This is a genomic window from Myxococcus sp. NMCA1, from assembly GCF_026810205.1.
Lineage (GTDB): Bacteria > Myxococcota > Myxococcia > Myxococcales > Myxococcaceae > Myxococcus > Myxococcus xanthus_A.
Map to the genome: position 1 here is coordinate 4,797,998 of NZ_CP113950.1, position 24,473 is coordinate 4,822,470.

Consider the following 24,473-nt stretch of genomic DNA (forward strand, 5'->3'; position numbering starts at 1 on the left):
TGCCCGTCACTCGGGCTTGGGCCCCGTCGTATCACCCGTCTCGGGTTTCGGGGGCGTCGTGTCCAGGACGCTGGAGCTGACCTTTTGTGTCCGGTCTGCGGCCGCCATGGCCTCTTCCAGGTCCTCCAGCGCGGCTTCACTGGCCGCCGCGCTCTTCTCCATCCGCTTCGTGAATGCCGGGTCCGACAGCGCTTCCACCGTCCCCGCAGCCGGGGGCGCCGGCTTGTCTTCCTTCTCGACGATCTCCCGGTGCTCCTGCGTCAGCTCGTGGAACTCACGCAGCGTGGGCAGGGCAGACAGGTCCTTCAGTGCGAAGAACTCCAGGAACTCACGCGACGTTCCATAAAGGATGGGCCGCCCTACTTCTTCGCGCTTGCCCAGGATCTTCACCAGCTTGCGGTCCATCAACGCCTTGATGACCGCGCCGCAGTCCACGCCGCGGATGTCCTCGATTTCCGGCCGCGTCACCGGCTGCCGGTACGCGATGATGGCCAGCGTCTCCACCGCCGCCCGGGTCAGCCGCTGTGGCTTCACCCGCAGGTAACGCCGGACATATTCACCCGAATGCGGGTCCGTCCGGAACTGCCAACCGCCCGCCACCTCGTACAGCACGATGCCGCTGATGCCGTCGCGGTGAATGCCGGAGAGCTGGTTGAGGGCCTCGGCGATGAGCTCCCGCTCGATGCCGGTGGCCATGTACAGCTCGTCCACCGACAGCGGCCGCTCCGCCACGAAGAGCACGCTCTCGATGACGGTGCGGATGCGGTCCGTGGACAGCTTGCGGCTCTTGGAGAGGAGCTTCTCGAACGACGTCTCCAGGTCCGGAGGCGCCTCGTCCGAGTCCTCCTCGATGGAGGCTGCTTCCAGCTCATCCAGCTCGTCCGCCGGGCCGGGGCCCGTGACAGCAGCGATTTCCTCTTCGGAGAACGGGCCGGGGCCGCCGGGCGTGCCCGGTTCTGGAGTCTCGTCCTGCGGTCCGTTGCTACCGGTAGTCACTGTCGTCGACCTCCGTGGGAGCCAGCTTCTCCAGCGCGTCCCCGTTGGGCAGCAGCAGGATGGGCCCCATCGGCTCGTCCTGCACCACCCGGATGAGCCGCCGCTTCACCATCTCCAGGATGGCCAGGAAGGTGATGACCACCTCCTGTCGCGACGGGGTTTCCTCTTCCGTGAACAAGCTCTCGAACAGAACCTGTCCATGGGGGCGCAGCCGCTCTACTACGCGGAGGATGGCCTCGGACAGCGTCACGCGCTCCCGGACCACCTCGTGCTGCAGTTTGGGCTGCAACCGCTCCAGCACCCGGTCGAGCGCCTCCACCAGCTTGAGGACGCTGAACTCCTGGAGACCCACCTCCTCTTCGGGGATGGGCACCGCCTCCACCGGGACGTTGCGAGCGAAGACGTCGCGGCCGAGCAGGTCCTGCGTGGCGAGCTGTTCAGCGGCATCCTTGTACTTCTGGTACTCCAGCAGGCGCCGCACCAATTCCGCGCGCGGGTCCTCGGTCTCCTCGGCGACCGCGAGCACCTCCGCCCCCTCCTGCACCGCGACGGCGTCCTGCCGGGGCAGCAGCATGCGGCTCTTGAGGTGCGCCAGCGTGGAGGCCATCACCAGGAACTCCCCGGCGATGTCGAGGTTGATCTCCCGCATCCGCTCCAGGTGCTCGAGGTACTTCTCCGTGATCAGCGCCAGCGGAATGTCGAAGATGTCGACCCGATGCTCCTTGATGAGATGGAGCAGCAGGTCCAGCGGACCTTCGAAATTGGGCAGCGCGATGCGGAAGTTGTCGCCAGGACTCCGCGGCAACTCCCCTTCACGAAGGGCCTCATCGGCCGGCGAGCGACGTTCCTCACTCACCGGATGTCCTGGATGGCGTCAACGGTATGGGTGGGGGCGCGTCATCGCGTAAGGGCCCGACTTTCTTAGGCAGCGGGCACGAGCCTGGAGGACACACACCCATACCAGTGGCCCCCAGGTGGGTCAAACAATCGGCAGTGAAAGCCCGTTCAGGCACACGGACTCATGGGACTCCCACGGCCTTGCGGACCTGGTCCATGAGGCGGGTCGCCTCGGCCCGGGCCCGGTTGGCGCCGTCCTGGAGGATGCGCTCCACCTCACCCGGGTCGGCCGCCAGCTCGGCATACCGCTGACGGGCCGGGCCAAAGGCCGCATGGTAGGCCTCCAGGAGCTTCTTCTTGTAGTCGCCGTAACCCTTCCCGCCCGCCTTCCAGGTGGCGTCCACCTCGGCGAACTCGGACTCGGGAAGCATCAGCTTCAGCAAGTCGTAGAGCGGCGCATCGCTGACGAGCCCGGACGGCGGCGGCTGCGTGGGCACCGGCTTGGGCGCGTCCACCGGCGTCGAGTCCGTCTTGATGGACATGATGCGCTTCTTGATTTCCTTCTCGTCCCCGAACAGCTCGATGGTGTTCCCGTAGGACTTGGACATCTTCTGTCCGTCGACGCCGGGCACCGTCTGGGTGGCCTCCTGGATGCGCGCCGCGGGCAGCTTGAGGATGCCGGGCGCATGGCCCCGCTCCTTGCCTTCCGGGTCGGCCGGGTCGTAGCCGGGCACGTACTGGGTGTTGAACTTCACCGCCCAGTCGCGCGCGAACTCGATGTGCTGAATCTGGTCCTTGCCCACCGGGACGAAGTCCGCGCTGTAGAGCAGGATGTCGGCGGCCATCAGCACCGGGTAGGCGAAGAGGCCGAAGTCAGGACTGATGCCCTTGGCCACCTTGTCCTTGTAGCTGTGGGCCCGCTCCAGGTGCGCGTGCGGCGTCACGGTGCCCAGAATCCAGTACAGCTCCAGCACCTCGCGCACGTCGCTCTGCCGGAAGAGCACGGCCTTCTTTGGATCCAACCCCAGCGACAGGTAGGCCATCGCGGCCTCGCGCGTCAGCGCCAGCGCGGCCTTGGGATCCCTCACGGTGGTGAGCGCGTGCAGGTTGGCGATGAAGTAGTACCCCTCGCCTTCATCCTGGAGCTGCACGAACTGGCGGAGCGCGCCGTAGTAGTTGCCGATGTGCAGCCTGCCGGACGACTGCACTCCTGAAAGAATTCGCATGGACTCGCTCTGATTCGGTTAGGCGGAATCGGGAATCGGACGGGGCTGGTTCGCATACCCGACGCTGCGCTGCAACCTTCCGTTCGTCCTGCTCCGACTCCGTCCAGGACTGGAAGTCAAGACGGACTCTCCCTGGAACTTTGCGCCCCGCCAGGAAATCATGAACAAATCCAGGTACTTGCAATTGAATCACGGTGGGTGCGCCGGTACCCTGGGGGTTCCTCACGCGGGCCAACCCACCTTGGAGGAAGCACCTGCATGGAGCCATTCAACGGAAGTCTCGCCAGCTATCGCTTGCAGTTGGTGATGCCGCCGCTGTTCAGCGCGCCCGGGGTTGAAGGGGTGCTGAGGGTGGAACGCGGCGCGGTGCGGCGCTGCTTCCACGTCAAGGACGGCTACCTGGTGGGCGAGAGCTCCAACGACCCGCGCGAGCACCTGGCCCAGGTCCTGGTGAACCTCCGCATCCTGGACGCGCCCCGCGCCGCGGCGGCCTTCGAAGCGGCCGAGGGAGCGGGCATGCCCTACGGCACCTTCCTGGTCCAGCGCTGCTTCGTGGAGCTGCCCCGCCTCATCGAGGCCCTGGAGCACAAGGCGCGTGAGTCCCTCTTCGACTGCTACGCCTGGGAGTCCGGCGAGGTGGAGTTCACCCCCGGCCTGCCGCCCGCGTCCCGGGCGATTGGGCTCAAGCTGTCGCTGTCCACGCTGCACCGCGACGCGGTGACGCGGCAGCGCGAGTGGAGCATGTTCCGCGACATCTTCCCGCGCATGGACACGACGTTCCGCGTCTTCCGAGAGTTCGCCGTGGAGACGTACTCGGAGGAGGAGGACGTCCTGCTGGACCTGGCGGCGAGCGGCGCCACGCTGGGAGAGATGCTGGCGAGCGCTCGGGAGGCCCCCCTCTTCGCCGCGCGCTGGGTACTGCACCTGTACCGGCGGGGGGCCTTGGCCCCGCGCAAGGCCCGCGGCCCCCGATTGGGTGAAGCCGCCGAGTTGGAGGAGCTGCTCACCCTGGTGAAGCGCTTCCTGGAAGCCGGCCAGTATGACCATGCCGTCGCCCTGGCCGCGCAAATCCTGGAGCAGGGCCCCGTCCCCGAAGCCCACGCCCTGTACCGCGAGGCGGAGATTCGCCTGACGCTGGCCCTTAGCGACGAGCTCTTCGCGCTGGACGGGCGCCTGGTGTTCGAGCCGATTCCGCGCCCCACCCCGCCCGACCTGACGGCGGATGACCTGTACCTGTACTCGAAGCTGCGCGGCAGCCGGAGCATCCGGCAGGCCCTGCGCACGGCGGCCATGGGCGAGCTCGCCGCGTCCCGCTCCGTCCACCGGCTGATGGCGTCCGGGCTGATTCGCGTGGCCCCGCTGCCAGGGAGCGGGCCCCGGCGGGCCCACACGGACCCGTTCGGCCTCCCCATCCACAGCGTGGGGAGCTGAGCGCCAGCGGACGGAACGTTCCTTCCGCAGCGCCCGGGGACCCGGGCCGCCCCCTACCGCGCGGCGGCTCGCGTCTTCTTCGCCTTGGGGACGAAGACGTCGCTGCGCGGATGGAATTCGTCGTACACGGACCGCAGCCGGGCGGCGTTCACGTGGGTGTAGATTTGCGTCGTGGCGAGGTCCGCGTGCCCCAGCATCTGCTGGACGGCGCGCAGGTCCGCGCCGCGCTCCACCAGGTGCGTGGCGAACGAATGCCGCAGCTTGTGCGGCGACAGCGGCTTCATGATGCCCGCCTTCAGCGCGTACCGCTTGAGCAGCTTCCAGAAGCCCTGCCGGGTGAAGCCAGAACCTCGCGGTGTGACGAACAACGCCTGGGACTTGCGCCGTCCCAGCACCGCCGGCCGTGACTCCGCCAGGTACGCCTGGACCTTCTCGATGGCCACGCGCCCCAGCGGGACGAGCCGCTCCTTGGCGCCCTTGCCCTTCGCCACCAGATAGCCCGCCGTGAGCTGCACGTCGTTGATGCCCAGCCCGCACAGCTCGCTCACGCGGAGGCCAGTGGCGTACAGCACCTCCAGCATGGCCTTGTCACGCACGCCCGTGGACGTGCGCTCGTCCGGGGCCGCCAGGAGCTGTTCCACCTCTTCCAGGGTGAGGAACGACGGCAGCTTCCGGGCGGATCGGGGCGTGTCCAGGTCCTCTGTCGGGTCCTTGTCCGCCATGCGCTCGGCGACGAGGAACCGGTGGAAGCCGCGCAGGGCCGCCAGGTGACGGGCCTGGCTGCGCTTGCCCAAGCCCCGCTTGCCCAGCGCGGACAGGTGCGCGGACACGTTTTCCTGACGCGCCTGCGTCACGTCGGAGACGCCGCGGGAGCGCAGGTCCTCGAAGTACACGTTGATGTCGGCGGCGTAGGCGTCCACCGTCTTGCCGGACAGTCCGCGCTCCGCGCGGATGAAGGCGATGAACGCGTCGAGCATTCCTTCCATCGCCGCGCAGGCTACCGGAGGCGCGCGGCGAGGCAACTCAGCGGCTCAAGCCCGGGGCTCCCCTGCCCCCTCCGGCGACGCCGACTCCAGCGCCTGCACCACCCACGGCCAGCCCACCACGATGTTCCCCGGCGAGCGCAGGCAGGCATCCGCCACCGCCAGCACCTCCGCCGGCCGCGAGCGCACCGCCAGCGCCAGATGCCGCCCCAGGAAGGGATGCGGCAGATAGCTGAGGTTGTGGTGACGCACCGGAACCCAGCCCAGCGTGGGCCGCCCCGTCCAGCGCTCCACGGCATATGCCACCGCCGAAGCCAGCACCTCCAGCGCATACAGAGGGAGCCGGAACGCGCTCACCAGGAAGGCCACCAGCGCACTGGCGGCCACCGCGCCGGCGTAGGACGCATTCGTCGTCCCACTCCAGAGCAGCATCGGTGTCAGGCTGGCGAGAATGGCCGCCAGTTGGACCCGCACCACGGTGGGGCCCCGGCCAATGGCGATGCCGCTGATGCTCCCGCACGCCAACCCAGCCACGCCCCCCAGGCACATGCCCACGACCATGCCCGCCACCCCACCCAGCTCCGGCCCGAAGGCATCCGCGGCCGTGGCATGCAGGCCCAGCAGCGTGGCCAGACTGGCCAGCGACCCCAGGAGGACGCCCGCGGCCAGCCCCAGCACCTGCGCCACCACCAGCCCCACCGCCGAGCAGAACAGCGCCGACAACACCCAGCCTCGCTCCAGCGGCAGGCCCGCCGTCACGAGCGCCAGGCCCAGCACCTGCGTCACCACCGGCGCGCCGACGAGCAGCACCAGCAGCATGCGCCGGACATAGACGGCCGTGGCCCGGTCTCCCTCGGGCTGCTCGCGACACAACGTCCCCAGCCGCGCGCCCGGAACGCGGATGCCCGCGGCCCGCAGCCGGAAGTGCAGGTCCACCGGCCGAAACAGTAGCAACAGTAACAACTTGAGCGGCCCTGGGACCTGCTCCGGCGCATCCACGGAGCTCGGCCGTGTTCCCCCCTGTGCCAAGAAATCCCCCTATTCTCGGGTTCTAGTCCTCCAGCCTACCCTTCCCCTGCCGGAGGATTTCAAGTGAATCGCCGATGAGCGAAATCACCGTCGACGGTTCATTGAGCGTCACACCCCCGTCAAGGATGAGGTCCAGGCCGTGTCCCAGTTCGGCCTTGATATCCTTTGCGTCCGTGAGGGGCTCACCCTCCGTGTTGGTCGCGGAGGTCGTCACCAGAGGGCGGCCCAGGGCCCGGGCCAGCTCGCGGGCGAGCGACGCGTCAGGCACCCGGATGCCCACCTGCTTCTGCTTGGACATCATCAGGTCCGGCACCAGGCGCGTCGCTTCCAGGATGAAGGTGAACGCACCCGGAGTGAGGCTCTTCATGGTCCGGTACGCGAAGTTGCTCACGTGTGCGTAGCGGGCCACGTCCGACAGGTCGGGACAGAGGAAGGACAGGGGCTTCTTCTTGTCGCGCCCCTTGAGCTGGTACAGCCGCTCGATGCCCTTCTTGGAGCTCAAGTCGCAGCCGAGCCCGAAGTACGTGTCCGTCGGGTAGGCCAGCAGGCCGCCGCGCTCCAGCACCTCCACCGCTCGCTGGATGTGGCGGGGTGAAGGGTGCTCCATGTCCACCTCGAGGATGGGTGCGGCCATGATGTCCTCCGTGCCTCCTATGGACTGCTGCTGAAGGTGTGGATGCCTGACAGCCTATGCCGTTCCCTGCGCGTCGTCCGCGCGGATCTCCCCGGAGGCCGCCAAGGCGCGCCGGGTGAGGACCGGCCCCACCAGTTCGTGGGCGGTAATCATGGCGACGATGAGCACCTCCACCTGGGGGCCAAAGGTCGGAAATGTCCTGGACACCAGGGCCGCCAGGCCAAACGTCACGCCCGCCTGGGAGATGAGTCCCATCCACAGGTAGCGCTTGAGTCGCGGGTCGTCCGCCGGGGCGAAGCGGCGGCAGGAGAACCAGATGGCCACGCCGCGCAGCGCGACCAGCAACATCGCCGCCGGCCCCACCGTCAGCAGGGAGTCCAGCTTCAGCCCCGCGCCCGCCGCGGCGAAGAAGAGCGCGAACACCGGCAGCCCCGCCTGCTGGATGGCGTTGTGGATGCGCTCGCCCGCGTGCTCATCCAGGTTCGCGATGAGCGCCCCCGCCGCCAGCGACACCAGCAGCGGAGACAGGTGCAGGCGCGTGCCCCCTTCCGCCGCCGCGAAGCACAGGCCCACCAGGAACAGCGGCAGCTCCCGCTTCACACCGCGCATGTAGATGAGCATGCCCACGGCCAGCACCAGGCCCACCACGACCGAGCCGAACAGCTCCCACCCCACCCCGCCCAACAGCTCCGTCACGTCCAGCCCGCCGCCGAAGCTCGCCTTCGTCAGGCCCGCGGCCAGCGCGAAGGCCACCATCACCAGCAGGTCGCCGATGATGACCAGCGCCATCAGGAACTCCGTGAAGGCGCCACGCGCGCTCGTCTCCTGGACGATGGCGATGGTGACGGTGGGCGAGAACGACACCACCACCGTGGACAGCAGCGCGCTGACCGCCAGCGCCTGGGGCACCGTCATGTCCGCCAGGAAGGGCAGGAAGGGCTTGAGCGCGAAGGTGGCCCCGAAGCACACCAGGAAGGTGACGCCGCACACGGCCGCGCACAGCAAGGCCACGCGCGCACCCACGCGGCGGATGAGCCCCAGCCGGAGCTCGGTGCCGGCCACCAGCGCGATGAGGCTCACCGCCAGCCCCTTCACCAACTCCAGCCCCTTCACGCCCGCGTTCGGGATGAAGCCCAGCACATAGGGCCCCACCGCCACGCCCACCAGCAGGTAACCGGTGAGGCGAGGCAGACCCAGGCCCTTGGCCACCTTTCCCGCGAACAGGCCGCACAGCAGCAGCGCGCCCGCCGCCAGCATCACCGGCGTCCCCGAGTCAGCCCGGAGCACCTGCGCCCGGCTGATGATGGCCAGGAGCACCATCAACAGCAGCAGCCGGATGACGGCCCCCTTCATGCCGCCACCTTGTGGCCGTCAGTCGAGTTCGCGGAGATGCTGCGGGGCGGGTCCACCACGTACTGGAAGGCCTGGCCCGCCAGCAGCTCGTTCACCACCGCGCCCATCACCACCACGTCCAGCACGCGGCGCGCCAGCACACCCGGCACCAGCATCCCGTACTCCGCCACCAGGCACAGCGCCAGGCCGCCCTGGGCGATCAGCGCGTAGCCCAGCCGGGGTGGCAGCACGAGCGTCTGCTGCACCAGCCGCCGCGCGAACCGGCCGCCCAGCATCTTTCCCAGGAAGCGCAGGCCCACGAAGGCGGGCATCAACACCCAGGCCCAGTAGTCCCGCGCATGCACCGCGCAGCCCACCAGGAACACGAGCACCAGGAACACGGGCCGCTCCACCCGGCCCAGCGCGCGGGCCACGCGCTCCGAGGTGCGGCCTCCCACCACCGCCAGCGTCGCCCCACACGCCACGCCCGCCAGCAAGGGCGACACCCGCAGGTACGCCGCCGCGCCGCTCACCAACACCACGCCGCCCAGCGTCACCGTGGTCAGCTCCGCCAGGTCCTTCAACGAATGTGTGAGGAAAGCCAGCAGCGCCCCACACATGACGCCCAGCAGCAAGGCCAGACACACCAGCCCCAGGCCTTCGCCCACGTTGCTGGCGGCGCCGATCATCAAGGCCAACGCCAGCACGCCCAGCCCCACCGCGTCATCCAACATGGTGAGCAACGCCACGCCCAGGCCACGCGCCCGGTCCAGGCGCCCCGCGCGCCACGCGAGCACGGCCGAGTGCCCCGAAGAAAGGCTGGCCGCCGCCCCCAACATCGCCGCCGCGCCCACCGCGCCGAGCAGCCCCCGGACGGACGTGAAGACGAGCGGCACCAGCAATGGCAGCGCCACGAAGAAGAAGGCCGTTCCGGAGTGCGCCAGCCCCGACAGGTAGACGGACCGCGGCAACAGACGCAGCAGCCGGGGCTCCAGGTTCAGGCCCAGCAGCACGCCCGCGGTGCCCAACCCCAGCGCCATCACCGGGCGCATGGCCTCCAGGTGCCGCTCGCTGAGCACCCCCGCCACGGAAGGCCCCAAGAAGATGCCGAGCAGAACGAAGAGGAAGCCGCTGGCCGCCAGTCTCGCCAGCGCTGGAAAGCGCCCCGGGTCCAGCGCGCGGCTGGAGGCGAGCAGCGACAGCGCCGCGATGGATAGGAAGACGAGCAGCGCTTGCACAGCCCGTGCTTATAACGACGGGACGCTTCCCGTCACGACCGGCGATGCGTGGGCGCGGAAATCACTGGCATGGCGACCAGCCGTCCCATGGGTGGATCGTCCGCATCCATTTCCAGTTGGACGCGCTGCACCAACCGCTCCATCTCCTCGGCGGGCAGGCCTGGCAACAGGCTCACCAGGATGACGCGATCGTCATCGGCGCCCAACGCCAGACTGCGGAGCCCCGCGAACACGGGGACCTCGGCGGACAATGCCGCCGCCGCGCTCCGAGCCCGCACCACCAACGGCTCCGGGATACCGAACTCCCGGAGCCGGCGGATGGCCCGCTCGGTTCCTTCCAACTGTTCAAGGAACGTGATGACCAGGTACACGCGGCCCTCTTAGTCGGTCCGCGAGTCTGGCGCCACGCTCGCGGTGCTACTCGTTCTGTCCCGGCCCCGCCGGCTCTCCGGAAGAAGGGGGGGGAGACGGCGCCGCACCCTCCTGGGGCGGAGCACCTGCCGTGCCCTCCTGCGCCGCCATGGCGGCACGCGCGGCCCGCTTGCCCTCTTCGATGAGCTTCTTCACCTTCTGCCCACCCTTGCGGCCAATCTCCTCGTAGAAGTTCGGACCCCGGGTGGCCTTCACACGGTCGCCACCCTTCTTGCCGATCTCCTCGTAGAACTTGGCGCCGCGCTCGGCCTTCACCGTCTCGCCGCCCTTGCGGCCGATCTCCTCGTAGAAGGAGCGACCGCGCTCGGCCTTCACCGTGGCGCCGCCCTTGCGGCCGATCGTCTCGTAGAACTCGCGACCGCGTTCGTTCCGGACCGTCTCGCCACCCTTCCGGCCCGCTTCGGCCACCGTCATGCTGCCCTTGTTGTCCTTGTCCGACATTTCCCTATCTCCTCTCGTGACTACCCCAGCCCTCGCCTTGGTGCCCCTTGCCTGAAACCTTGGGACGGAAGCGCCCCGATGCAAGCAAGCTCCGTACACCGCCAGCCGTTCACGCCTGATACGCCACACGAAAACACCTGTGATTTCGTGGGTTTCGCAACGCCTGCCGAGCTTTCGGACCGGGCGGCGGGCTGCCCGGCCGGACGCTTTCATGTTGGAAACACCCCACTGCACATTGCGGATTCCCGAAACCACCTTCACTTTCAGGCCCACGGCGCGGCGGAAGTGGGGCCGCGGGGAGGAACGGCGTGGCGCAGTCGGTGAAGACCTGGCTCCGGGTGTTGGCCCCGATGCTCGTCTCAGTGGGGGGGCTTGTCGCACTCCGGCTGCTCGGGCCGGACTTCGTCGACCAGCAGCGCCTCGCCAGCTGGTTGGAGCCCTTCGGGAAGTGGGCGCCCATTGCATACATCGGCTTCCTTGCCATCCGGCCCGTGACACTGCTTCCGGGTCAGCTGCTGACGGCCGTGGGCGGGATGATGTTTGGCACGCTCGCAGCGACCCTCTATTCACTAACGGGCGGCTTGCTGTCGGGCCTGCTGCTTTTCGCGGCGGCGCGCAAGCTGGGCACCGGGCTGATGAAGCGCCTGGCTGGCAGCAAGTACCCCGCACTGGTGCGGGCGGCGAGGCGGCATGACTTCCTCTTCGCCTTCACCGCCTGCATCAATCCGCTGTGCCCCACCGACGTGATGCTGGCGGCGGCGGCGGCGAGCGGAGCGCGGCTGATGCCCACGCTGGCCGGCGTCATCCTTGGCACCATTCCTGGCACCTTCCTCACGGCGCAGCTCGGCAGTGGTCTGGCCCAGGGCCGCACGACGATGACAGTGGTCTCCGCCGTGGGTCTGGTGGTGTCGCTGGTGCTCGGCGTCTACATCGGGCGGCGCTTCTACAAGGAGATCAACGCAGATGCGCCGGAGCCGCATTCGGCACCGTCGCCCCCCGCGCCACGCTCCATCCGTCATTCCGAAGGGACGGCCAAGCCCGCGGCGTTCTAGGCATGCATGGGGGGCTCCGGGAAGAGCTCCACGCGGCGCTGCACGCGCTCTCCAGGGCCCACGCCCGTGGGCAGCGAGACGGCCCGGGCCATCTCCTCACCATGCCGCAGCCGCATCCGGATCACCTCCGGCGCGAAGTCCAACATGTCCCCCATGGGCCGTGCGGGCTCGATGACGGTGATGCGGCAGTACCGGTAGGGCACTCCATCCGGACGCCGCACGGTGAGCCCCGCATCATAGGCCTGACGGACGATGTCGTTGATGCGCACGAAGGCATCCACGTCATTGAGCAGGATTTCGTTGAGGGTGATGTCGGTCAGGCTGCGCGTGGCCACCTCCAGGAGATTGGCCGGCGGCTTCGCCCGTTCAATCTGGGACGGTGAGCAGACGATGACGACGATTTCCGTCGGGCCGAACTCCAGCGCATCCCCCAGGGGCGTGGCGTTGCGCAGGCCCCCGTCGACCAGGGCCGACGCGCCGACGGGCTCCCAGAGGATGGGCAACGTCGCGCTCTGCCAGATGGCATCCAGGAAGTCCCTCGAATCACTGGGCACCAGCTCGTAGTTGCCGGAGACCAGCGACACGCGCCCCACGTGGGCGGGCACCCGGAAGCGGTGCCCGGCGAGGTGCCGCTGGATCAGCTCCCGCATGGGCGAGTTGTCATACAGCCCCAGCTTGCGGAACAGGCCCACGCGCAGGGCCACGAGTGGCCAGGGCAGCTTCCGGTAGAGGTCCGCCTCGCGGATGTTCAACCAGATGTCATTGAGTGCCCGGTAGGAGTGCTGGGCCAGCAGCGCGGCGTTCAGGGCGCCCACGGACACGCCGAAGATGCGCTCCCAGCGGAAGCCGTGGACCTCCCGGAGGACGCGCTCGGCGCCGACATGGAAGGCTCCCTTGGCGCCACCGCCGGACAGTACGAGTGTTGCGGGACGATCCTTCATGGCACGCCTCCTGGGAAATGGACCTGGCGCAGATGGATAGGCGCGTGCCAGCGCGTCAGGAATCACCCCGGGGCGTGGGCCCCTGTCCACCGGCCCTCGGTGCGCTGGGGCACCCCGGACGGCAACTTCCATGCACCACCGGCCGGAAGGCTCTCTAGGATGGGCGGATTCCCCCCTCCGGAGCCTCGATGATCCGCTTGCCTGGCTGTTGTGTGGTGGCGCTGCTGTTCGCGTTCCCGCCATCCGCGGTGCTGGCCCAGCAGCCCACCGCCGACGCCGCCACCCATGACGCCCTGCGCGTCCTCAAGCAGGAGATGGAAGACGCCCTCAATGCCCAGGACATCGACCGGCTGCTGAGCCACCTGCACCCGGATGTCTCCTTCACCACGATGAACAACGACGTGCGCGTGGGGAAGGAATCCATCCGCGCGTACTACGACGAGATGATGCGCGGGCCGAATCGCGTCGTGGACCGCATCCAGGCGAAGTTCGAGGTGGACGACCTGACCCGCCTGTACGGTGACACCGGCATCGCGCGCGGTTCGTCGCGGGACCACTACGTCCTCACGGACGGCACGGACATCGTCATCGACGGCCGGTGGACCTGCACCCTGGTCCGGGAGGGCGACCACTGGCGGATTGCCGCGTTCCACTACTCCACCAACGTCTTCGACAATCCCCTCCTCACGCGGGTGAAGCACCTCGCGCTCGCGGGCGCGACGGTCATCGGACTTGGCGCGCTCGTGGCGGGCGCGGTCATCGGCCGGAGTCTGCGGCGCCGAATCCCCGGGCCCGCCTCTCACGCGCCCTGAAGCCGACGGGCCGGCACTTCGGCCAGGAAGGGATGGCGCCGGGGAAGGCGCTTGCGCCAGAAGGACTCGATGGAGCGGTGGAACAGGCGCAGCAACGCCAGCCCCGGACGGCCCTCCAATGCCGCCAGCTGTCCGGCCGAATCATCCAACAACGCCCTGGCCCGGACGTACTCCGCCGTCATCCACTCGCGGCCCGGCTCCGTGCTCAACAGTGCATCGATGTGCGTAGGGTCCGCCCCCTCACTCCGGACGGCCGCCGCGACCACTTCCGGAACGTTGTAGAGCCCCTGGGCCAGGTCCTCCCGCAGGTCCCGCATCACCGAGCACCAACCGAAGGCATCCATCAGCGCGGGCGCGTCCTCGGCCCGGACGCCCGCCCCGGCGACGTGCAGCATCAAATCCACCGACAAGCAGAACGTGTCGCGTTGCTGCGCGCGAAGCGCCTCCGCGCTCCACCACTGTCCGGCCTTCACCCGCTCCCGGTCCCTGCGCATCGTCCGCACCAGCGCGAAGACCTGGGCGCGCGCCGTGTCGTCTTCCAGCCGCTCGAGCAGCACGCGCCCCAGCGTGGCCGCCGTCCCCCGGTCCTCCCCTCGCCCCGACTCCAGCTCCAAGAGGAGCGCGTCCACCCAGTCGAGCGGCTCTCCGTCCACCGCGCGGTCCCCGTCCAGCACGTCGTCCACCAGTTGGAGGAAGCAGAAGCCCACCCGAGCCACCCGTGCCTCGCGCCACCACCGGCTCACCGCGTAGCGGTAGAGCACCAGGGCAATCAGCCCGTAACGCAGGTGACGCCGCGCGAAGCGGTAGGACTCCCGGGCGCACAAGGCCTCGACTCGCAGGGCCTCCAGAAACGCTGTGCGGCGCATCCAGGGAGCCACCCACCGCCACGTGCCCCAGGCCAACAATGCCCCCGCGACCACATCCACCACGTGGTGTTCGTGGATGAGCAACGTCGACGCCGCGATGGCCAGCGCCCATAAGCCGAACAGGGCACGCCCCAGCACGCCGGCCCGCTCCGCGTAGGCCAGGGCCGCCGTGCAAGCGAAGGCCACGTGGAGGGACGGCAGGTAGTTCCGCTCCAGGTTCAGCGTGTCCGCCAACTGGAAGACGCCCGCCCAGGTCCCCTCCACGGCGCGCGGCGGCCAGGCCACCTCCACCGGGAAGAGCAGGAAGCACACGGCCGCGAGCGCTGTCTCCACACACAGCGCCAGCGCGAAGGGCACCATGTCCCGCCACGTCCGGAAGACGAACAGGGACAGCAGGAGCAGCACGTCCATGCTGACGTAGACCAGCGCCCAGGACGGCATGAACGGGATGTGGCGCTCGAAGGACAGCTCCACCCGGAGGCCCCCGGTGTAGAAGCCCGTGAGCCAGCTCGCGCCGCCGTAGACAGCCACGAAGAACAGGGCGAAGCCCGTGGCCATGGCGGCCGTGAGGGCCAGCTCCTCCTTGCGTGGCCAGCCGAACAACGCGGGACGCGGGCTCATCGCTCCTCCATTGCGGCGGGCAGTGGCCGAGGGCCTCGCCACATGGACAGCCAGATGCGCAGGAAGGACGGTCGCGCCACCTCCGAGTCCACGTAGCGCCCCAGGTAGAGCCAGGGCACGTGCGGGTGCCGGTGATGGGCCCGGTGATAGTGGTAGTTGAGGAACAGCCACCGCACCGGAGCGGCCACGCGCAGGTCCCACGCGCCGTCACGGACATGCAGCGGTGACCACGCGTGGTCCGCGTATTGAAGCGCGCTCCAGTTGATGGCGAAGGCCGCGTAGCAGAGCCCCCACCCCATCGCGGACACATCCAACGCCAACACAAGCCCCATCTGCACACAGACCGCCAGCAACACCTCCGCGCGGATCGCGCCTCCAGGCGCTGCTTCCAGGCGTCCGAGGTACGCGTCCGCGCCCGTCTGCTCGCCGTACCGGGTGCCCGTGCCGCGCAGCCGGTGCAGCAATCCGGGAACGAGCGCGAAGGCCACCGCCCCCACCGGGACGAACAGCCAGTAGAGCCCTGTGAGGATGGAGTACCACTGCGCCCGCTTCAGGAAGCGGTTGTCTCCGGGCCGGAAGTAGTCGAACTGCTCCAGGTGCGTCCGGTTGTGGCGGTGGTGGTTCAGGTGGAAGGCGCGCTGCATCGTGAAGGACGTGGGAAAGAACGCCGCGGCGACCCGGCCCAGCGTGTCGTTCACCCGCCGCACGGGGTGCAGCACGCCGTGCGTGGCCTCATGCAGCAGCGAGAACACGGTGTTGTTGACGAAGGAGAAGACCACCGCGGCCAGTACCTGGAGTACGAGTCGCTCCGCGTGTGACGCCAGCCACAAGCATCCGGCACAGGCCGCCATGGCGCAGACCAGGAGCACGGCGTTGAGCGCGGCCGGAATCGGGGTTCCCTCGCCCTCACCCGCGGTCGTCATCGGGCGCCTCCGGCAGGCTGTCGGTGAAATCGAGCACCTGGCGCAGCACCGGGTCCGCCGCCGCCCCCGCCCGGTTGAAGCGCATCCCGTCGAGCACGGACAGGTCGCGCCGCAGGAACGACGTGAACAGCCACCGCGACACCTGGAGCGCCAGCCAGTCCACCCCCGGAAGCCGACTGCGCCGCGCGGCGAAGGCCAGCCGCACGAACAACCCCTCCTCACTCTGATGAAGGCCCGCGAGCAACGCGCTTCGCGTGCGCCCCAGGTCACTCTCCACGGACAGGAGCGTGCCGCCATGCAACGTGAGCGTGACACCGATGCGATCGCCGGACAGGAACTTCATCACCCGGTCACTGAGCCCGCTGCCCGTGACGCGGGACGTGTACCGAACGCGCAAGGTGAACGGGTCCGGGCGCTCTACCACCGGCGCGTCCCGCAGCTCGCGATGGTGCACCGTGCGCAGGTGCTCCAGGTCGAAGGCATTGGCCACCACGGGCAGCCAGTCACAACGGACCGCGAAGCGAGACGACGTGCCCCAGCGCAACGCCCCGCTGCCCACCTCCGGTGGAGGAAACAGCACGATGGGGCCATTGAAGACCAGGATGGCGCCGTACCGCTCCACCACGGGGAACGCCCTCTGTGCCGTCTTCCCTTTGCAGGTGCCACTGCCGTCGAACTGCCAGTGGTGGAGCGGACACCGCAGTGAGTCCCCCGCCACGGTGCCACCGCCCAGGTGCGCGCCCATGTGGGGACAATGGGCGGCGAGCGCATGGACCGCGCCGCTCCGTCCCCGGAAGAGCACCAGCTCCCGCGCGCCCGTGCTCCAGCGCATCACCTGCCCGGGCCGGAGCGCCTCGGAGGGGCACACGAGGTGCCACGCGCGCAGCCGGCCTGGCTCGGGGTGACGCACAGGCTTCGACCGCGAGGCAATCTTCACCACCATGTCGAGACCCTAACGGACCGTCCCGCCCTGTGGCCATCTGCACGCGGAGGGGAGTGCGCCCTCGCGAAGCCCCCAAGGCCGATGCCCTCGCTCGCTGGCGAACACCGTCGGACCAGGAGCGTCCCCGCCGAGACATGCCACGCGAGGGCCTGTTCGTAGCCCCCTCCTCCTCCTTGGGCTCGCCGTGGAGCGTGACGCGGAAAGAGTCACGGAGGTCGCCAGGCCCTTGCGGGAAGGACTCCCAGGCGCGCTGTGGCGGACGGCCAAGGCGTGCGCCGTGGCGGGGCTGGCCCTGGACCTGCTGCCGCGGCGTCCCCGGTGGATAGAGGCGGCGGACGGACGGCCCTTGAAATTCCCTCTCCCAGTGCTGCGCTAGCACTGCATTCAACGAGACACATTGAGTGTCTCCGGATGCGGGAAGCAGCAGGCGATGTCGATGTCCATCATCAAGGATGAGGACTCCCGATGACGAGCGTTGCGGGCATCATCCGTCGACATCAAGAGGAAATCATCCGGCGGTGGTTCGAGCAGGCAGCTCAGGCCGCGTCCGCTCGAGGGCTCGACGCCCCCGAGTTCAAGAACATCATGCCTGTCTACGTGGCCTCGCTCGCTGACGAGGAAGGGGCGCCCGGTGCGCTTGCCCACGCGCTGCGGGCGCACGTCGAGACGCATGTGGCCGCCCGCCTCCGGCAGGGCTTCAACGTGGCGGAGGTCATCGAGGAGTTCGCCATCCTGGGACGGTGCATCGCCAGCATGTGGGCGAACGCTTCGCCTGAAGCCCGCCCTAGCGCCCTTGACGTCGAGCGGCTCTTCACGGAGCCGCATGCCGCTTCGACCGCCGTGTCGGAACTCTTCAGCCGTCACCTGCTGGAGGATGAACAGACGGAGAAGCGATACCTGCGGCTGCTCCAGAAGGTGGCCAGTGAGGCGCTTATCGAGGGGGATGCGGCATCCCTGCGTGACCACTTGAAGGATGTCCTCGAGTTGATCATCGAGGCGATGGGCGCCCAGAGTGGTGCCGTGCTCCTGTATGAGGCCGAGGGGGAACAGCTCGTCACCGTGGCCGCCGCGGGATTGGCGAGCGAGCAGCTCGAGCACTACGCGGCCTCCATGAATCCTGCGTCCTTTCCTGGCAGGGTTGCCGCCGCGGGCGAGGAGACCAGCTCGGTCCTGGATGCCGAGACGACGTCGCTCGAGGTGAGCCCTCCGCTGCGTCAGAGCGGACTTCGTTCGCTGCTCGGGGTTCGACTTCCCCCCCCACCGCGCACTGGTAGGCATCATGTATGTCGGCCTTGCCGAGGTCCGGGAATTCACCGCCCGGGAGAAGGGGCGGCTCCTGTCTCTGGGCCAGCAGCTGAGCGTCCACCTGGACAACGCCAAGCTGTACGCGAATCTGCGCGAGAAAATCGAAGCGTTGCAGGCCGAGCGGGCGCTTCGCGAGCACTTCGTCTCGGTGCTCGCCCACGACCTTCGCGGCCCCCTGTCGGCGGCGAAGTCGGGGGCTCAGCTTCTCATGCGGCATCCCGAGCGACTGGACCAACGACGCGACGTGGCGCTGCGCATTGACCGGAACATTGAACGCACCGACCGGATGGTGCGGGATCTCCTCGACGCGAACCGCATCCAGGGGGGCCAGCGGCTCCCGCTTCGCCTCGACATGTGCGACCTGGGTGGTGTCGCGCAGGAAGTGGTCGAAGAGCTGATTGCGCTCCATGGGGACCGCTTCGTCCTCCAGGCGGAGGAGCGCGTCCGGGGAATCTGGAGCGCGGAGGAGCTCCGCCGCGCTCTCTGGAACCTGGGCAGCAACGCCATCAAGTACGGGGCCGCCACGGAGCCCATCACCTTCACCGTCACACGGGCCGGAGACCGGGCGCGAGCGTCCGTCCACAACCGCGGCCCCGTCATCGCGCCTGCGGACCAGGAACAGATTTTCAAGCCCTTCACCCGGACCCACGCCGCGAAGGAAGGCCCTTCGAAGGGTTGGGGGCTTGGACTGACGCTCGTCTGGGGGTGTGCGCAAGCACATGGAGGAACGGTCTCCGCCCAGAGTGACACCGCGACCGGAACGACCTTCTCCCTGGAGCTGCCGCTGGACGCCCGCCCCTACCAGCCTCGCGAGCCGTGAGCCGCCGTCCTGCCCCGGTATCGGGCGTTGGCTGACAGAAGGGTGACACCATAGGCGGTTGTACGAACATGATCCCCTTCGCCTTCGCCTCTCATTGGACGCTGAGTGTGCTCTTCCAGAGCCTCTTCCAGCACCGCTATGCCGCGCACCGGATGTTCGCGATGACGCCGCGCGCTGAACGCGCCCTGCACCTGAGCACCGCGCTGGTGCAGGGCGCGAGCTACCTCGACCCACGCGCCTACGCCATCCTTCACCGTGAACACCATGCCTATGCGGACACCGACCGTGACCCGCACTCCCCCGCGCACCACCAGCACCTGCCGCGCATGATGCTGGAAACGGGGCGCCGCTACGGAGGCCTGCTCACGGGGAGCGTCCAGGCCGAAGCACGCTTCATGGGTGGCTACCCCGAGTGGCCCGCAGTGGACCGCTTCTTCCGCAGCTGGACCTCACGCTTGGGGTTCGGCGCGCTCTACACGCTCTTCTACAAGCGCTTCGCCACGCGCTGGTGGCACTGGGCGCTCCTCCCTGTGCACTTCGTGATGGGGCCCGTGCATGGCGCCATCGTGAACTGGTGCGGACACCGGTACGGCTACCGCAACTTCGCGACCCGAGACCAATCGCGCAACACGCTGCCCCTGGACGTGGTGTGCATGGGCGAGTTGTTCCAGAACAACCACCACGCCCGGCCGGCGAGCCCCGACTTCGCCGCGAGGCGCTTCGAGCTGGACCCCACCTGGCAGGTGATGCGGTTGCTCGCACGGCTGAAGCTCATCCAGCTGCGCAAGGCGCCCCGTGAGGAAGTACCCCGGCCAATGGAGGGGCGCCAGAGCTTGCCGCTCAAGACTTCCCGCCGCCCCGAGGCAACAGTGTCTCCACCATGCCCTTGAGCGACTGCTTCAGGATGCCGCCCGTGTCCACGTCGCCCTTCGCCAGCGCCTGGGCATAGTGCTTCGCCTGTTCGAAGGTGATGTGCGGCGGTAGCAGCGGCACGTCCGGGTCCACGTAGGCCTCGAAGACGACGGGCCGGTCGGCGCTCAGCGCCTCATCCCACGCGCGGCCCAGCGACTCCGGCCGGTCCACGCGAATGCCCTTGAAGCCCAGGGACTCCGCATAGGCCGCGTACGGGAAGTCCGGCAGGTCCTGGGACGCGGGCAACTTCGGATCGCCCGCCAGCACGCGCTGCTCCCACGTCACCATGTTGAGGTCCCGGTTGTTGAGGACCATGACGATGAAGCGCGGGTCCTTCCACTCCTTCCAGTACTTGGCCACGGTGATGAGCTCCGCGTTGCCATTCATCTGCATGGCGCCGTCGCCCACCAGCGCGATGACGGGCCTGTGCGGGAATGCGAACTTGGCGCCAATGGCATAGGGCACGCCGCAGCCCATGCTGGCCAGGTTCCCGGACAGCGACGCCATCATCCCCTTGCGAATCTTCAGGTGCTGCGCGTACCAGCTCGTGCCCGACCCCGAGTCGGCCGTCAGGATGACGCCGTCCGGCAGCCGTGACGACAGCTCGAAGAACACGCGCCGGGGGTTGACGGGATTCGCGCTGTCCATCGCGAGCGCCTCCGCCGTCTTCTCCCACTGCCGCACGCTCTTCACCACGCTGTCGCGCCAGCTCCGGTCCTTCTTGTGCTCGAGCATGGGAATCAGCGCCTTCAACGTCTCCTGACTGTCCCCCACCAGCGCCACCTCCATGGGGTAGCGGATGGCCAGCATCCGGCCATCGAGGTCGATTTGAACGCCCCGGGCCTGCCCCTCCTTCGGGAGGAACTCCGAGTACGGAAAGCTGGTGCCCACCATCAGCAACGTGTCGCAGTCCGACATCAGGTCCCAGCTCGCCTTGGTGCCCAGCAGCCCGATGGAGCCGGTGACATAGGGCACGTCATCCGGCAGCACCGCCTTGCCCAGCAGGGCCTTCGCCACGCCCGCGCCCAACAGCTCCGCCACGTGCATCACCTCGTCCGCCGCGGCCTGCGCTCCGGCGCCCACCAGCATGGCCACCTTCTTCCCGGCGTTGAGCACGTCCGCCGCCCGCCGCAAGTCCCGCTCGCGAGGCAGCACGCGCGGCACGCTGTAGCCCACGCTCGAATGGAGGGTGCCGTGCGCGTGCGGAGGCTTGTGGTAGGCCTCTTCCTGGACGTCATTGGGGATGATGACGCACGTCACGGTGCGCTCGTAGATGGCGACGCGCATCGCCCGGTCCACCGCGTGGCGGATGGCGGAGGGGCTGGTCACCATGGTGATGTATTCGCTGGCCACGTCCTTGAAGAGGGACAACAGGTCCACCTCCTGCTGGAAGTGGCCGCCCAGCGCGGCGCGCGTCTGTTGTCCGACGATGGCCACCACCGGCTGGTGGTCCAGCTTGGCGTCATAGAGGCCATTGAGCAGGTGGATGGCCCCGGGCCCCGACGTGGCCAGACACACGCCCGGCTCGCCGGTGAACTTCGCGTGCGCACAGGCCATGAACGCGGACATCTCTTCATGGCGCGTCTGCACGAAGCGGAACTCCGACGTGCGCCCGAGCGCGCCGAGGATGCCGTTGATGCCGTCACCGGGATAGCCATAGATGCGGCGGACGCCCCACTGGGACAGGCGGTGCAGCAGGTAGTCGGAGACGGTGGCGCTCATGACGGCTCCTCGGGTTCGGGGACGCCATCAAGCTAGGCACCCGGGCACCGCCGCCTGCGGCGGAGCTCCCATCCGCCCGTCCAGCGGCCGGGGCAGCGACCGGGCACTGGTCGACACTTCAAAGCCGGGCGACCGCGGGGACTGTCCACCACTGGCCCTCGCGGAGGCCGTGCAAGGAAGAAGCCTGGAGGCAGACACCCAGGCAATGGCCTGCTGGCCCTCGGTCATGGCTCTGTGTATCGCCTTCTTCGTTCCCTTCATCGCCGCGGCTTTGGCCGTGCTGATCACCCGGCTGTTCAAGTCATGGGCGGGCTGGGTGCTCGCCCTGTTTCCGGCGGGGCTGGCGGTGTGGTTCGGCGCACAGGTTCCCGCCGGGGTCCAGGGTGAGGTGCCATCGCTGACGCTGCCGTGGATGCCGGACCTGGGCATCGAACTCGCGCTGCGGCTGGACGGCCTGTCCCTGCTGATGGCGCTGCTCATCACCGGCCTGGGCACGCTCGTGGTCATCTACGCGGGGCGCTACCTGGTCCACCATGAGGTGCTGGGCCGCTTCTACGGATGGCTCCTGCTCTTCATGGGCGGGATGCTGGGCATCGTCCTCGCCGACAACACGCTCCTGCTCTTCGTCTGCTGGGAGGTGACGACCTTCAGCTCGTTCATCCTCATCGGCTTCGAGCACAAGGAAGACGCCGCCCGCGAATCCGCGCAGCGGGCCTTGCTCATCACCGCGCTGGGCGGACAGTCCCTGCTGGTGGGCCTGCTCCTGCTGGGCGACGTGGTGGGCACGCTGTCCATCTCCGGCACCATCGCCGCCGCGGGCACCGTGCGCGACAGCCCCCGCTACCTGGCCATCCTCCTGTTGGTGCTGGGCGGCGCCTTCACCAAATCAGCGCAGATGCCGTTCCACACCTGGCTGCCGGGCGCGATGACGGCACCCACGCCCGTGAGCGCGTACCTCCACTCCGCCACCATGGTGAAGGCCGGCGTCTTCCTGCTGGCGCGGCTGTCGCCCGTCCTGGGAGGCACACCCCCGTGGGAAACCATCCTCACCGTCGTGGGCACGACGACGATGGTGCTGGGCGCCCTGCTGGCGCTGGGGCACACGGACCTCAAGCTGGTGCTCGCGTACGCGACGGTGAGTGTCCTGGGGGCCTTGGTGATGTTGCTGGGTCAGGGCACCGCGGCCTCCATCCAGGCCATGGTGACGTTCCTCACCGCGCACGCGCTCTACAAGGGCACGCTGTTCCTGGTGGCGGGCTCGGTGGACCACGAGACGGGCACGCGCGACGTGGCGCACCTGAGCGGGCTGCGCAAGCGCATGCCGATGACGGCCGCGGCCTCCGCGGCCGCCTCCTTGTCGATGATGGGCCTGCCCCCTCTCTTCGGCTTCGTGGGCAAGGAGCTCATCTACGAGGCCTGCCTGGAGGGCCCAGGGGGCTGGCCCCTGGCGGTGGGGGCCACGGTGGGCTTCGGCGGCATGGTGGCCGCGGCGCTGCGCGTGGGCGTACAGCCCTTCGCAGGCAAGACGTTCCGCGCCGAAAAGCCGGAGTCGAAGGTCCACGAAGCGCCTCCGTCCATGTGGGTGGGGCCCGCGCTGCTCGCCGCCGCCGGGCTGGTGTTGGGCCTGGTGCCCTGGGCCATCCAGCCCCTGCTGGCCATCGCGGCGGTGGACATTGGTGGAAGCCAGGCGGGGGACCTCAAGCTGACGCTGTGGCATGGCGTGACACCCGCCCTGGGGTTGAGCGCGGGGAGCCTCGTCTTGGGCGGGGGCCTCTTCGCGCTGCGCCAGCCGGTGCTGAAGGGCCTGCGCGCCCTGAACCTGTCCAGCCACGGCCCGGAGCGCTTCTACCAGGCCTCCCTGAGCGGCCTGCTCAAGCTGTCCTCGTCGATGACGCGGGTGCTCCAGAACGGCTCGCTGCACCAGTACATCGTCGTCACCCTGGCCACGTTCGGCGGACTGCTGGCGCTGGCCGTCTTCCTGCGCCTGGGGGAATGGCCCCGGGGCGTGTCCAAATACGTGCTGTCTCATGAAGTGGTGGTCCTGGTGGGCATCCTGGTGTCGGCGGTGCTGGCCGTGGTGTCACGCTCGGCGCTGACGTCCATCCTCGCGCTGGGCGCGCTGGGCCTGGCGGAGGCGCTGCTGTACGTGTTCTTCGGCGCGCCGGACCTGGCCATGACGCAGATCGTGGTGCAGACGCTCACCGTCATCCTGTTCGCGCTCGTCTTCTCGCGCTTCCCGGTGCAGCCGCATGAGCACCGCTTCCGCTGGTGGACGGCGGCCCTGCCCCTGGCCGTGGGCGGGCTCATCACCTGGATCATCCTGCACGTGGCCTCGGTGCCCTCGCACACGCGGCTGGCGGACTTCTACGCAACGCAGAGCGTGCCCGCCGGCAAGGGGCTGAACATCGTCAACGTCATCCTGGTGGACTTCCGGGCGCTCGACACCCTGGGAGAGGCCACCGTGCTGGCGACGTCCGGACTGGGTGTCTATCTCCTGTTCCGCACGCGCTCGCAGCGAAAGAAGAGGCAGGTATGAACCCCGTGGTGATGCACACCGTGGCGCGGCTGATGGCCCCGGTGCTGCTGCTCGTGTCCCTGGTGCTGGCCGTGCGGGGCCATGACATCCCCGGTGGCGGCTTCGTTGGCGGACTGATGGCGGCCACTGCGTTCGCGTTGCTGATGGTGGCGTTTGGCCGGACCGCGGCGCGCAAGCAACTGCGGGTGCACCCCACCCGGTTGGCCGCTGCGGGCCTGCTGGTGGCGCTCTTCAGCGGCGTCCCTTCGATGATGGAAGGCCGGCCCTTCCTGTCCGGAATCTGGGCGCGGTTGCCCGTGCCGGGGACGGATGGATTGAAGGTGGGCACCCCGCAGCTCTTCGACCTGGGCATCTATCTGGTCGTCCTGGGGACGGCCATGTGCTTCATCCTGGGCATGGCCCGGGGCGAGGACACCACGGCGCCGGAGATGGGGGGCTAGG

The 24,473-nt window shown here is 68.8% G+C and carries 22 protein-coding genes and 1 pseudogene; 8 read left to right on the top strand and 15 right to left on the bottom strand.

What is annotated here, in order from left to right; translation table 11 throughout:
* Nucleotides 1-6: 6 nt before the first annotated feature.
* The 3 genes from scpB to trpS all read right to left on the bottom strand — a co-directional run bounded on the left by scpB (nucleotide 7) and on the right by trpS (nucleotide 3,059).
* On the bottom strand, nucleotides 7-996 hold the full coding sequence (gene scpB / locus OZ403_RS19950) for an SMC-Scp complex subunit ScpB (RefSeq protein WP_090494442.1): 990 nt from the start codon (nucleotides 994-996) through the stop codon (nucleotides 7-9).
* A complete protein-coding gene (locus OZ403_RS19955) occupies nucleotides 983-1,852 on the bottom strand; it encodes a segregation and condensation protein A (protein WP_140792046.1) in 870 nt (289 codons plus the stop codon). The genes scpB and OZ403_RS19955 overlap by 14 nt, the downstream gene beginning before the upstream one ends.
* Nucleotides 1,853-2,015: 163 nt before the next feature.
* Entirely contained in the window at nucleotides 2,016-3,059 is a 1,044-nt protein-coding gene (gene trpS, locus OZ403_RS19960) for a tryptophan--tRNA ligase (RefSeq protein ID WP_140792048.1), read from the bottom strand.
* A 258-nt stretch (nucleotides 3,060-3,317) separates the two neighbouring features.
* Between trpS and OZ403_RS19965 the strand changes: the two genes are divergently transcribed.
* A complete protein-coding gene (locus tag OZ403_RS19965; protein ID WP_140792050.1) occupies nucleotides 3,318-4,490 on the top strand; it encodes a DUF4388 domain-containing protein in 1,173 nt (390 codons plus the stop codon).
* A 53-nt stretch (nucleotides 4,491-4,543) separates the two neighbouring features.
* Here the strand turns inward: OZ403_RS19965 and xerD are convergent, their stop codons facing one another.
* From xerD to OZ403_RS20000, 7 genes are read right to left on the bottom strand one after another with little or no spacing between them, the layout of a single operon-like run.
* Nucleotides 4,544-5,476: a site-specific tyrosine recombinase XerD gene (gene xerD, locus OZ403_RS19970; RefSeq protein ID WP_268781472.1), complete on the bottom strand. Its 933-nt coding sequence runs from the start codon at nucleotides 5,474-5,476 to the stop codon at nucleotides 4,544-4,546.
* Between the two features lie 45 nt (nucleotides 5,477-5,521).
* The gene (locus tag OZ403_RS19975; RefSeq protein ID WP_268781473.1) at nucleotides 5,522-6,502 is read right to left on the bottom strand and encodes a hypothetical protein; all 981 of its coding nucleotides are present in this window, start codon (nucleotides 6,500-6,502) and stop codon (nucleotides 5,522-5,524) included.
* Nucleotides 6,503-6,524: 22 nt separating this feature from the next.
* A complete protein-coding gene (locus tag OZ403_RS19980; protein ID WP_140792056.1) occupies nucleotides 6,525-7,136 on the bottom strand; it encodes an L-threonylcarbamoyladenylate synthase in 612 nt (203 codons plus the stop codon).
* A gap of 54 nt (nucleotides 7,137-7,190) precedes the next feature.
* Nucleotides 7,191-8,489, bottom strand: a complete 1,299-nt coding sequence (locus OZ403_RS19985; RefSeq protein ID WP_140792058.1) for a cation:proton antiporter — start codon at nucleotides 8,487-8,489, stop codon at nucleotides 7,191-7,193.
* A complete protein-coding gene (locus OZ403_RS19990) occupies nucleotides 8,486-9,706 on the bottom strand; it encodes a sodium:proton exchanger (RefSeq protein ID WP_140792059.1) in 1,221 nt (406 codons plus the stop codon). The genes OZ403_RS19985 and OZ403_RS19990 overlap by 4 nt, the downstream gene beginning before the upstream one ends.
* Before the next feature lie 32 nt (nucleotides 9,707-9,738).
* Entirely contained in the window at nucleotides 9,739-10,077 is a 339-nt protein-coding gene (locus OZ403_RS19995) for a hypothetical protein (protein ID WP_140792060.1), read from the bottom strand.
* Nucleotides 10,078-10,123: 46 nt separating this feature from the next.
* Entirely contained in the window at nucleotides 10,124-10,579 is a 456-nt protein-coding gene (locus OZ403_RS20000) for a general stress protein (protein WP_140792062.1), read from the bottom strand.
* A 320-nt stretch (nucleotides 10,580-10,899) separates the two neighbouring features.
* Between OZ403_RS20000 and OZ403_RS20005 the strand changes: the two genes are divergently transcribed.
* Nucleotides 10,900-11,631: a TVP38/TMEM64 family protein gene (locus OZ403_RS20005; protein ID WP_237078404.1), complete on the top strand. Its 732-nt coding sequence runs from the start codon at nucleotides 10,900-10,902 to the stop codon at nucleotides 11,629-11,631.
* Here the strand turns inward: OZ403_RS20005 and OZ403_RS20010 are convergent.
* The gene (locus OZ403_RS20010) at nucleotides 11,628-12,572 is read right to left on the bottom strand and encodes a patatin-like phospholipase family protein (RefSeq protein WP_237078405.1); all 945 of its coding nucleotides are present in this window, start codon (nucleotides 12,570-12,572) and stop codon (nucleotides 11,628-11,630) included. The genes OZ403_RS20005 and OZ403_RS20010 overlap by 4 nt on opposite strands.
* Nucleotides 12,573-12,760: 188 nt before the next feature.
* Between OZ403_RS20010 and OZ403_RS20015 the strand changes: the two genes are divergently transcribed.
* Nucleotides 12,761-13,384, top strand: coding sequence for a nuclear transport factor 2 family protein (locus OZ403_RS20015; RefSeq protein ID WP_268781474.1), 624 nt, complete (start codon nucleotides 12,761-12,763; stop codon nucleotides 13,382-13,384).
* Here OZ403_RS20015 and OZ403_RS20020 read toward each other — a convergent pair.
* From OZ403_RS20020 to OZ403_RS20030, 3 genes are read right to left on the bottom strand one after another with little or no spacing between them, the layout of a single operon-like run.
* Nucleotides 13,372-14,871: a phosphatase PAP2 family protein gene (locus OZ403_RS20020; protein ID WP_268781475.1), complete on the bottom strand. Its 1,500-nt coding sequence runs from the start codon at nucleotides 14,869-14,871 to the stop codon at nucleotides 13,372-13,374. The two genes, OZ403_RS20015 and OZ403_RS20020, sit on opposite strands and share 13 nt — an antisense overlap.
* Entirely contained in the window at nucleotides 14,868-15,794 is a 927-nt protein-coding gene (locus tag OZ403_RS20025; protein WP_268781476.1) for a fatty acid desaturase, read from the bottom strand. The genes OZ403_RS20020 and OZ403_RS20025 overlap by 4 nt, the downstream gene beginning before the upstream one ends.
* Nucleotides 15,778-16,737, bottom strand: a complete 960-nt coding sequence (locus tag OZ403_RS20030; RefSeq protein WP_268781477.1) for a Rieske 2Fe-2S domain-containing protein — start codon at nucleotides 16,735-16,737, stop codon at nucleotides 15,778-15,780. The genes OZ403_RS20025 and OZ403_RS20030 overlap by 17 nt, the downstream gene beginning before the upstream one ends.
* A 465-nt stretch (nucleotides 16,738-17,202) precedes the next feature.
* On the opposite strand from OZ403_RS20030, the pseudogene OZ403_RS20035 reads away from it, so the two are divergent.
* The 3 genes and pseudogenes from OZ403_RS20035 to OZ403_RS20045 form a co-directional block, all read left to right on the top strand.
* Nucleotides 17,203-17,427: pseudogene (locus OZ403_RS20035) on the top strand (histidine kinase); the annotation flags it as partial.
* A gap of 589 nt (nucleotides 17,428-18,016) precedes the next feature.
* Nucleotides 18,017-18,862, top strand: a complete 846-nt coding sequence (locus tag OZ403_RS20040; protein WP_268781478.1) for a sensor histidine kinase — start codon at nucleotides 18,017-18,019, stop codon at nucleotides 18,860-18,862.
* A gap of 68 nt (nucleotides 18,863-18,930) precedes the next feature.
* Entirely contained in the window at nucleotides 18,931-19,752 is an 822-nt protein-coding gene (locus OZ403_RS20045; RefSeq protein WP_268781479.1) for an acyl-CoA desaturase, read from the top strand.
* On the opposite strand, the gene OZ403_RS20050 is transcribed toward OZ403_RS20045, so the two are convergent.
* A complete protein-coding gene (locus OZ403_RS20050; RefSeq protein WP_268781480.1) occupies nucleotides 19,703-21,496 on the bottom strand; it encodes a thiamine pyrophosphate-requiring protein in 1,794 nt (597 codons plus the stop codon). The two genes, OZ403_RS20045 and OZ403_RS20050, sit on opposite strands and share 50 nt — an antisense overlap.
* A gap of 226 nt (nucleotides 21,497-21,722) precedes the next feature.
* Between OZ403_RS20050 and mbhE the strand changes: the two genes are divergently transcribed.
* Complete coding sequence (mbhE, locus tag OZ403_RS20055; RefSeq protein ID WP_268781481.1) at nucleotides 21,723-24,032, top strand: hydrogen gas-evolving membrane-bound hydrogenase subunit E; 2,310 nt, start codon at nucleotides 21,723-21,725, stop codon at nucleotides 24,030-24,032.
* Entirely contained in the window at nucleotides 24,029-24,472 is a 444-nt protein-coding gene (locus OZ403_RS20060; RefSeq protein WP_140792081.1) for a Na+/H+ antiporter subunit B, read from the top strand. The genes mbhE and OZ403_RS20060 overlap by 4 nt, the downstream gene beginning before the upstream one ends.
* The last annotated feature ends 1 nt before the right edge of the window (nucleotide 24,473 follow it).

Excerpts from the sequence above, each read along its gene's own strand:
- trpS (WP_140792048.1), bottom strand. The coding sequence starts at position 3,059 with ATGCGAATTCTTTCAGGAGTGCAGTCGTCCGGCAGGCTGCACATCGGC.
- OZ403_RS19965 (WP_140792050.1), top strand. The coding sequence starts at position 3,318 with ATGGAGCCATTCAACGGAAGTCTCGCCAGCTATCGCTTGCAGTTGGTG.
- xerD (WP_268781472.1), bottom strand. The coding sequence starts at position 5,476 with ATGGAAGGAATGCTCGACGCGTTCATCGCCTTCATCCGCGCGGAGCGC.
- OZ403_RS19980 (WP_140792056.1), bottom strand. The coding sequence starts at position 7,136 with ATGGCCGCACCCATCCTCGAGGTGGACATGGAGCACCCTTCACCCCGC.
- OZ403_RS19985 (WP_140792058.1), bottom strand. The coding sequence starts at position 8,489 with ATGAAGGGGGCCGTCATCCGGCTGCTGCTGTTGATGGTGCTCCTGGCC.
- OZ403_RS20000 (WP_140792062.1), bottom strand. The coding sequence starts at position 10,579 with ATGTCGGACAAGGACAACAAGGGCAGCATGACGGTGGCCGAAGCGGGC.
- OZ403_RS20010 (WP_237078405.1), bottom strand. The coding sequence starts at position 12,572 with ATGAAGGATCGTCCCGCAACACTCGTACTGTCCGGCGGTGGCGCCAAG.
- OZ403_RS20015 (WP_268781474.1), top strand. The coding sequence starts at position 12,761 with ATGATCCGCTTGCCTGGCTGTTGTGTGGTGGCGCTGCTGTTCGCGTTC.
- OZ403_RS20020 (WP_268781475.1), bottom strand. The coding sequence starts at position 14,871 with ATGAGCCCGCGTCCCGCGTTGTTCGGCTGGCCACGCAAGGAGGAGCTG.
- OZ403_RS20025 (WP_268781476.1), bottom strand. The coding sequence starts at position 15,794 with ATGACGACCGCGGGTGAGGGCGAGGGAACCCCGATTCCGGCCGCGCTC.
- OZ403_RS20030 (WP_268781477.1), bottom strand. The coding sequence starts at position 16,737 with ATGGTGGTGAAGATTGCCTCGCGGTCGAAGCCTGTGCGTCACCCCGAG.
- OZ403_RS20040 (WP_268781478.1), top strand. The coding sequence starts at position 18,017 with ATGTATGTCGGCCTTGCCGAGGTCCGGGAATTCACCGCCCGGGAGAAG.
- OZ403_RS20045 (WP_268781479.1), top strand. The coding sequence starts at position 18,931 with ATGATCCCCTTCGCCTTCGCCTCTCATTGGACGCTGAGTGTGCTCTTC.
- OZ403_RS20050 (WP_268781480.1), bottom strand. The coding sequence starts at position 21,496 with ATGAGCGCCACCGTCTCCGACTACCTGCTGCACCGCCTGTCCCAGTGG.
- mbhE (WP_268781481.1), top strand. The coding sequence starts at position 21,723 with ATGGCTCTGTGTATCGCCTTCTTCGTTCCCTTCATCGCCGCGGCTTTG.
- OZ403_RS20060 (WP_140792081.1), top strand. The coding sequence starts at position 24,029 with ATGAACCCCGTGGTGATGCACACCGTGGCGCGGCTGATGGCCCCGGTG.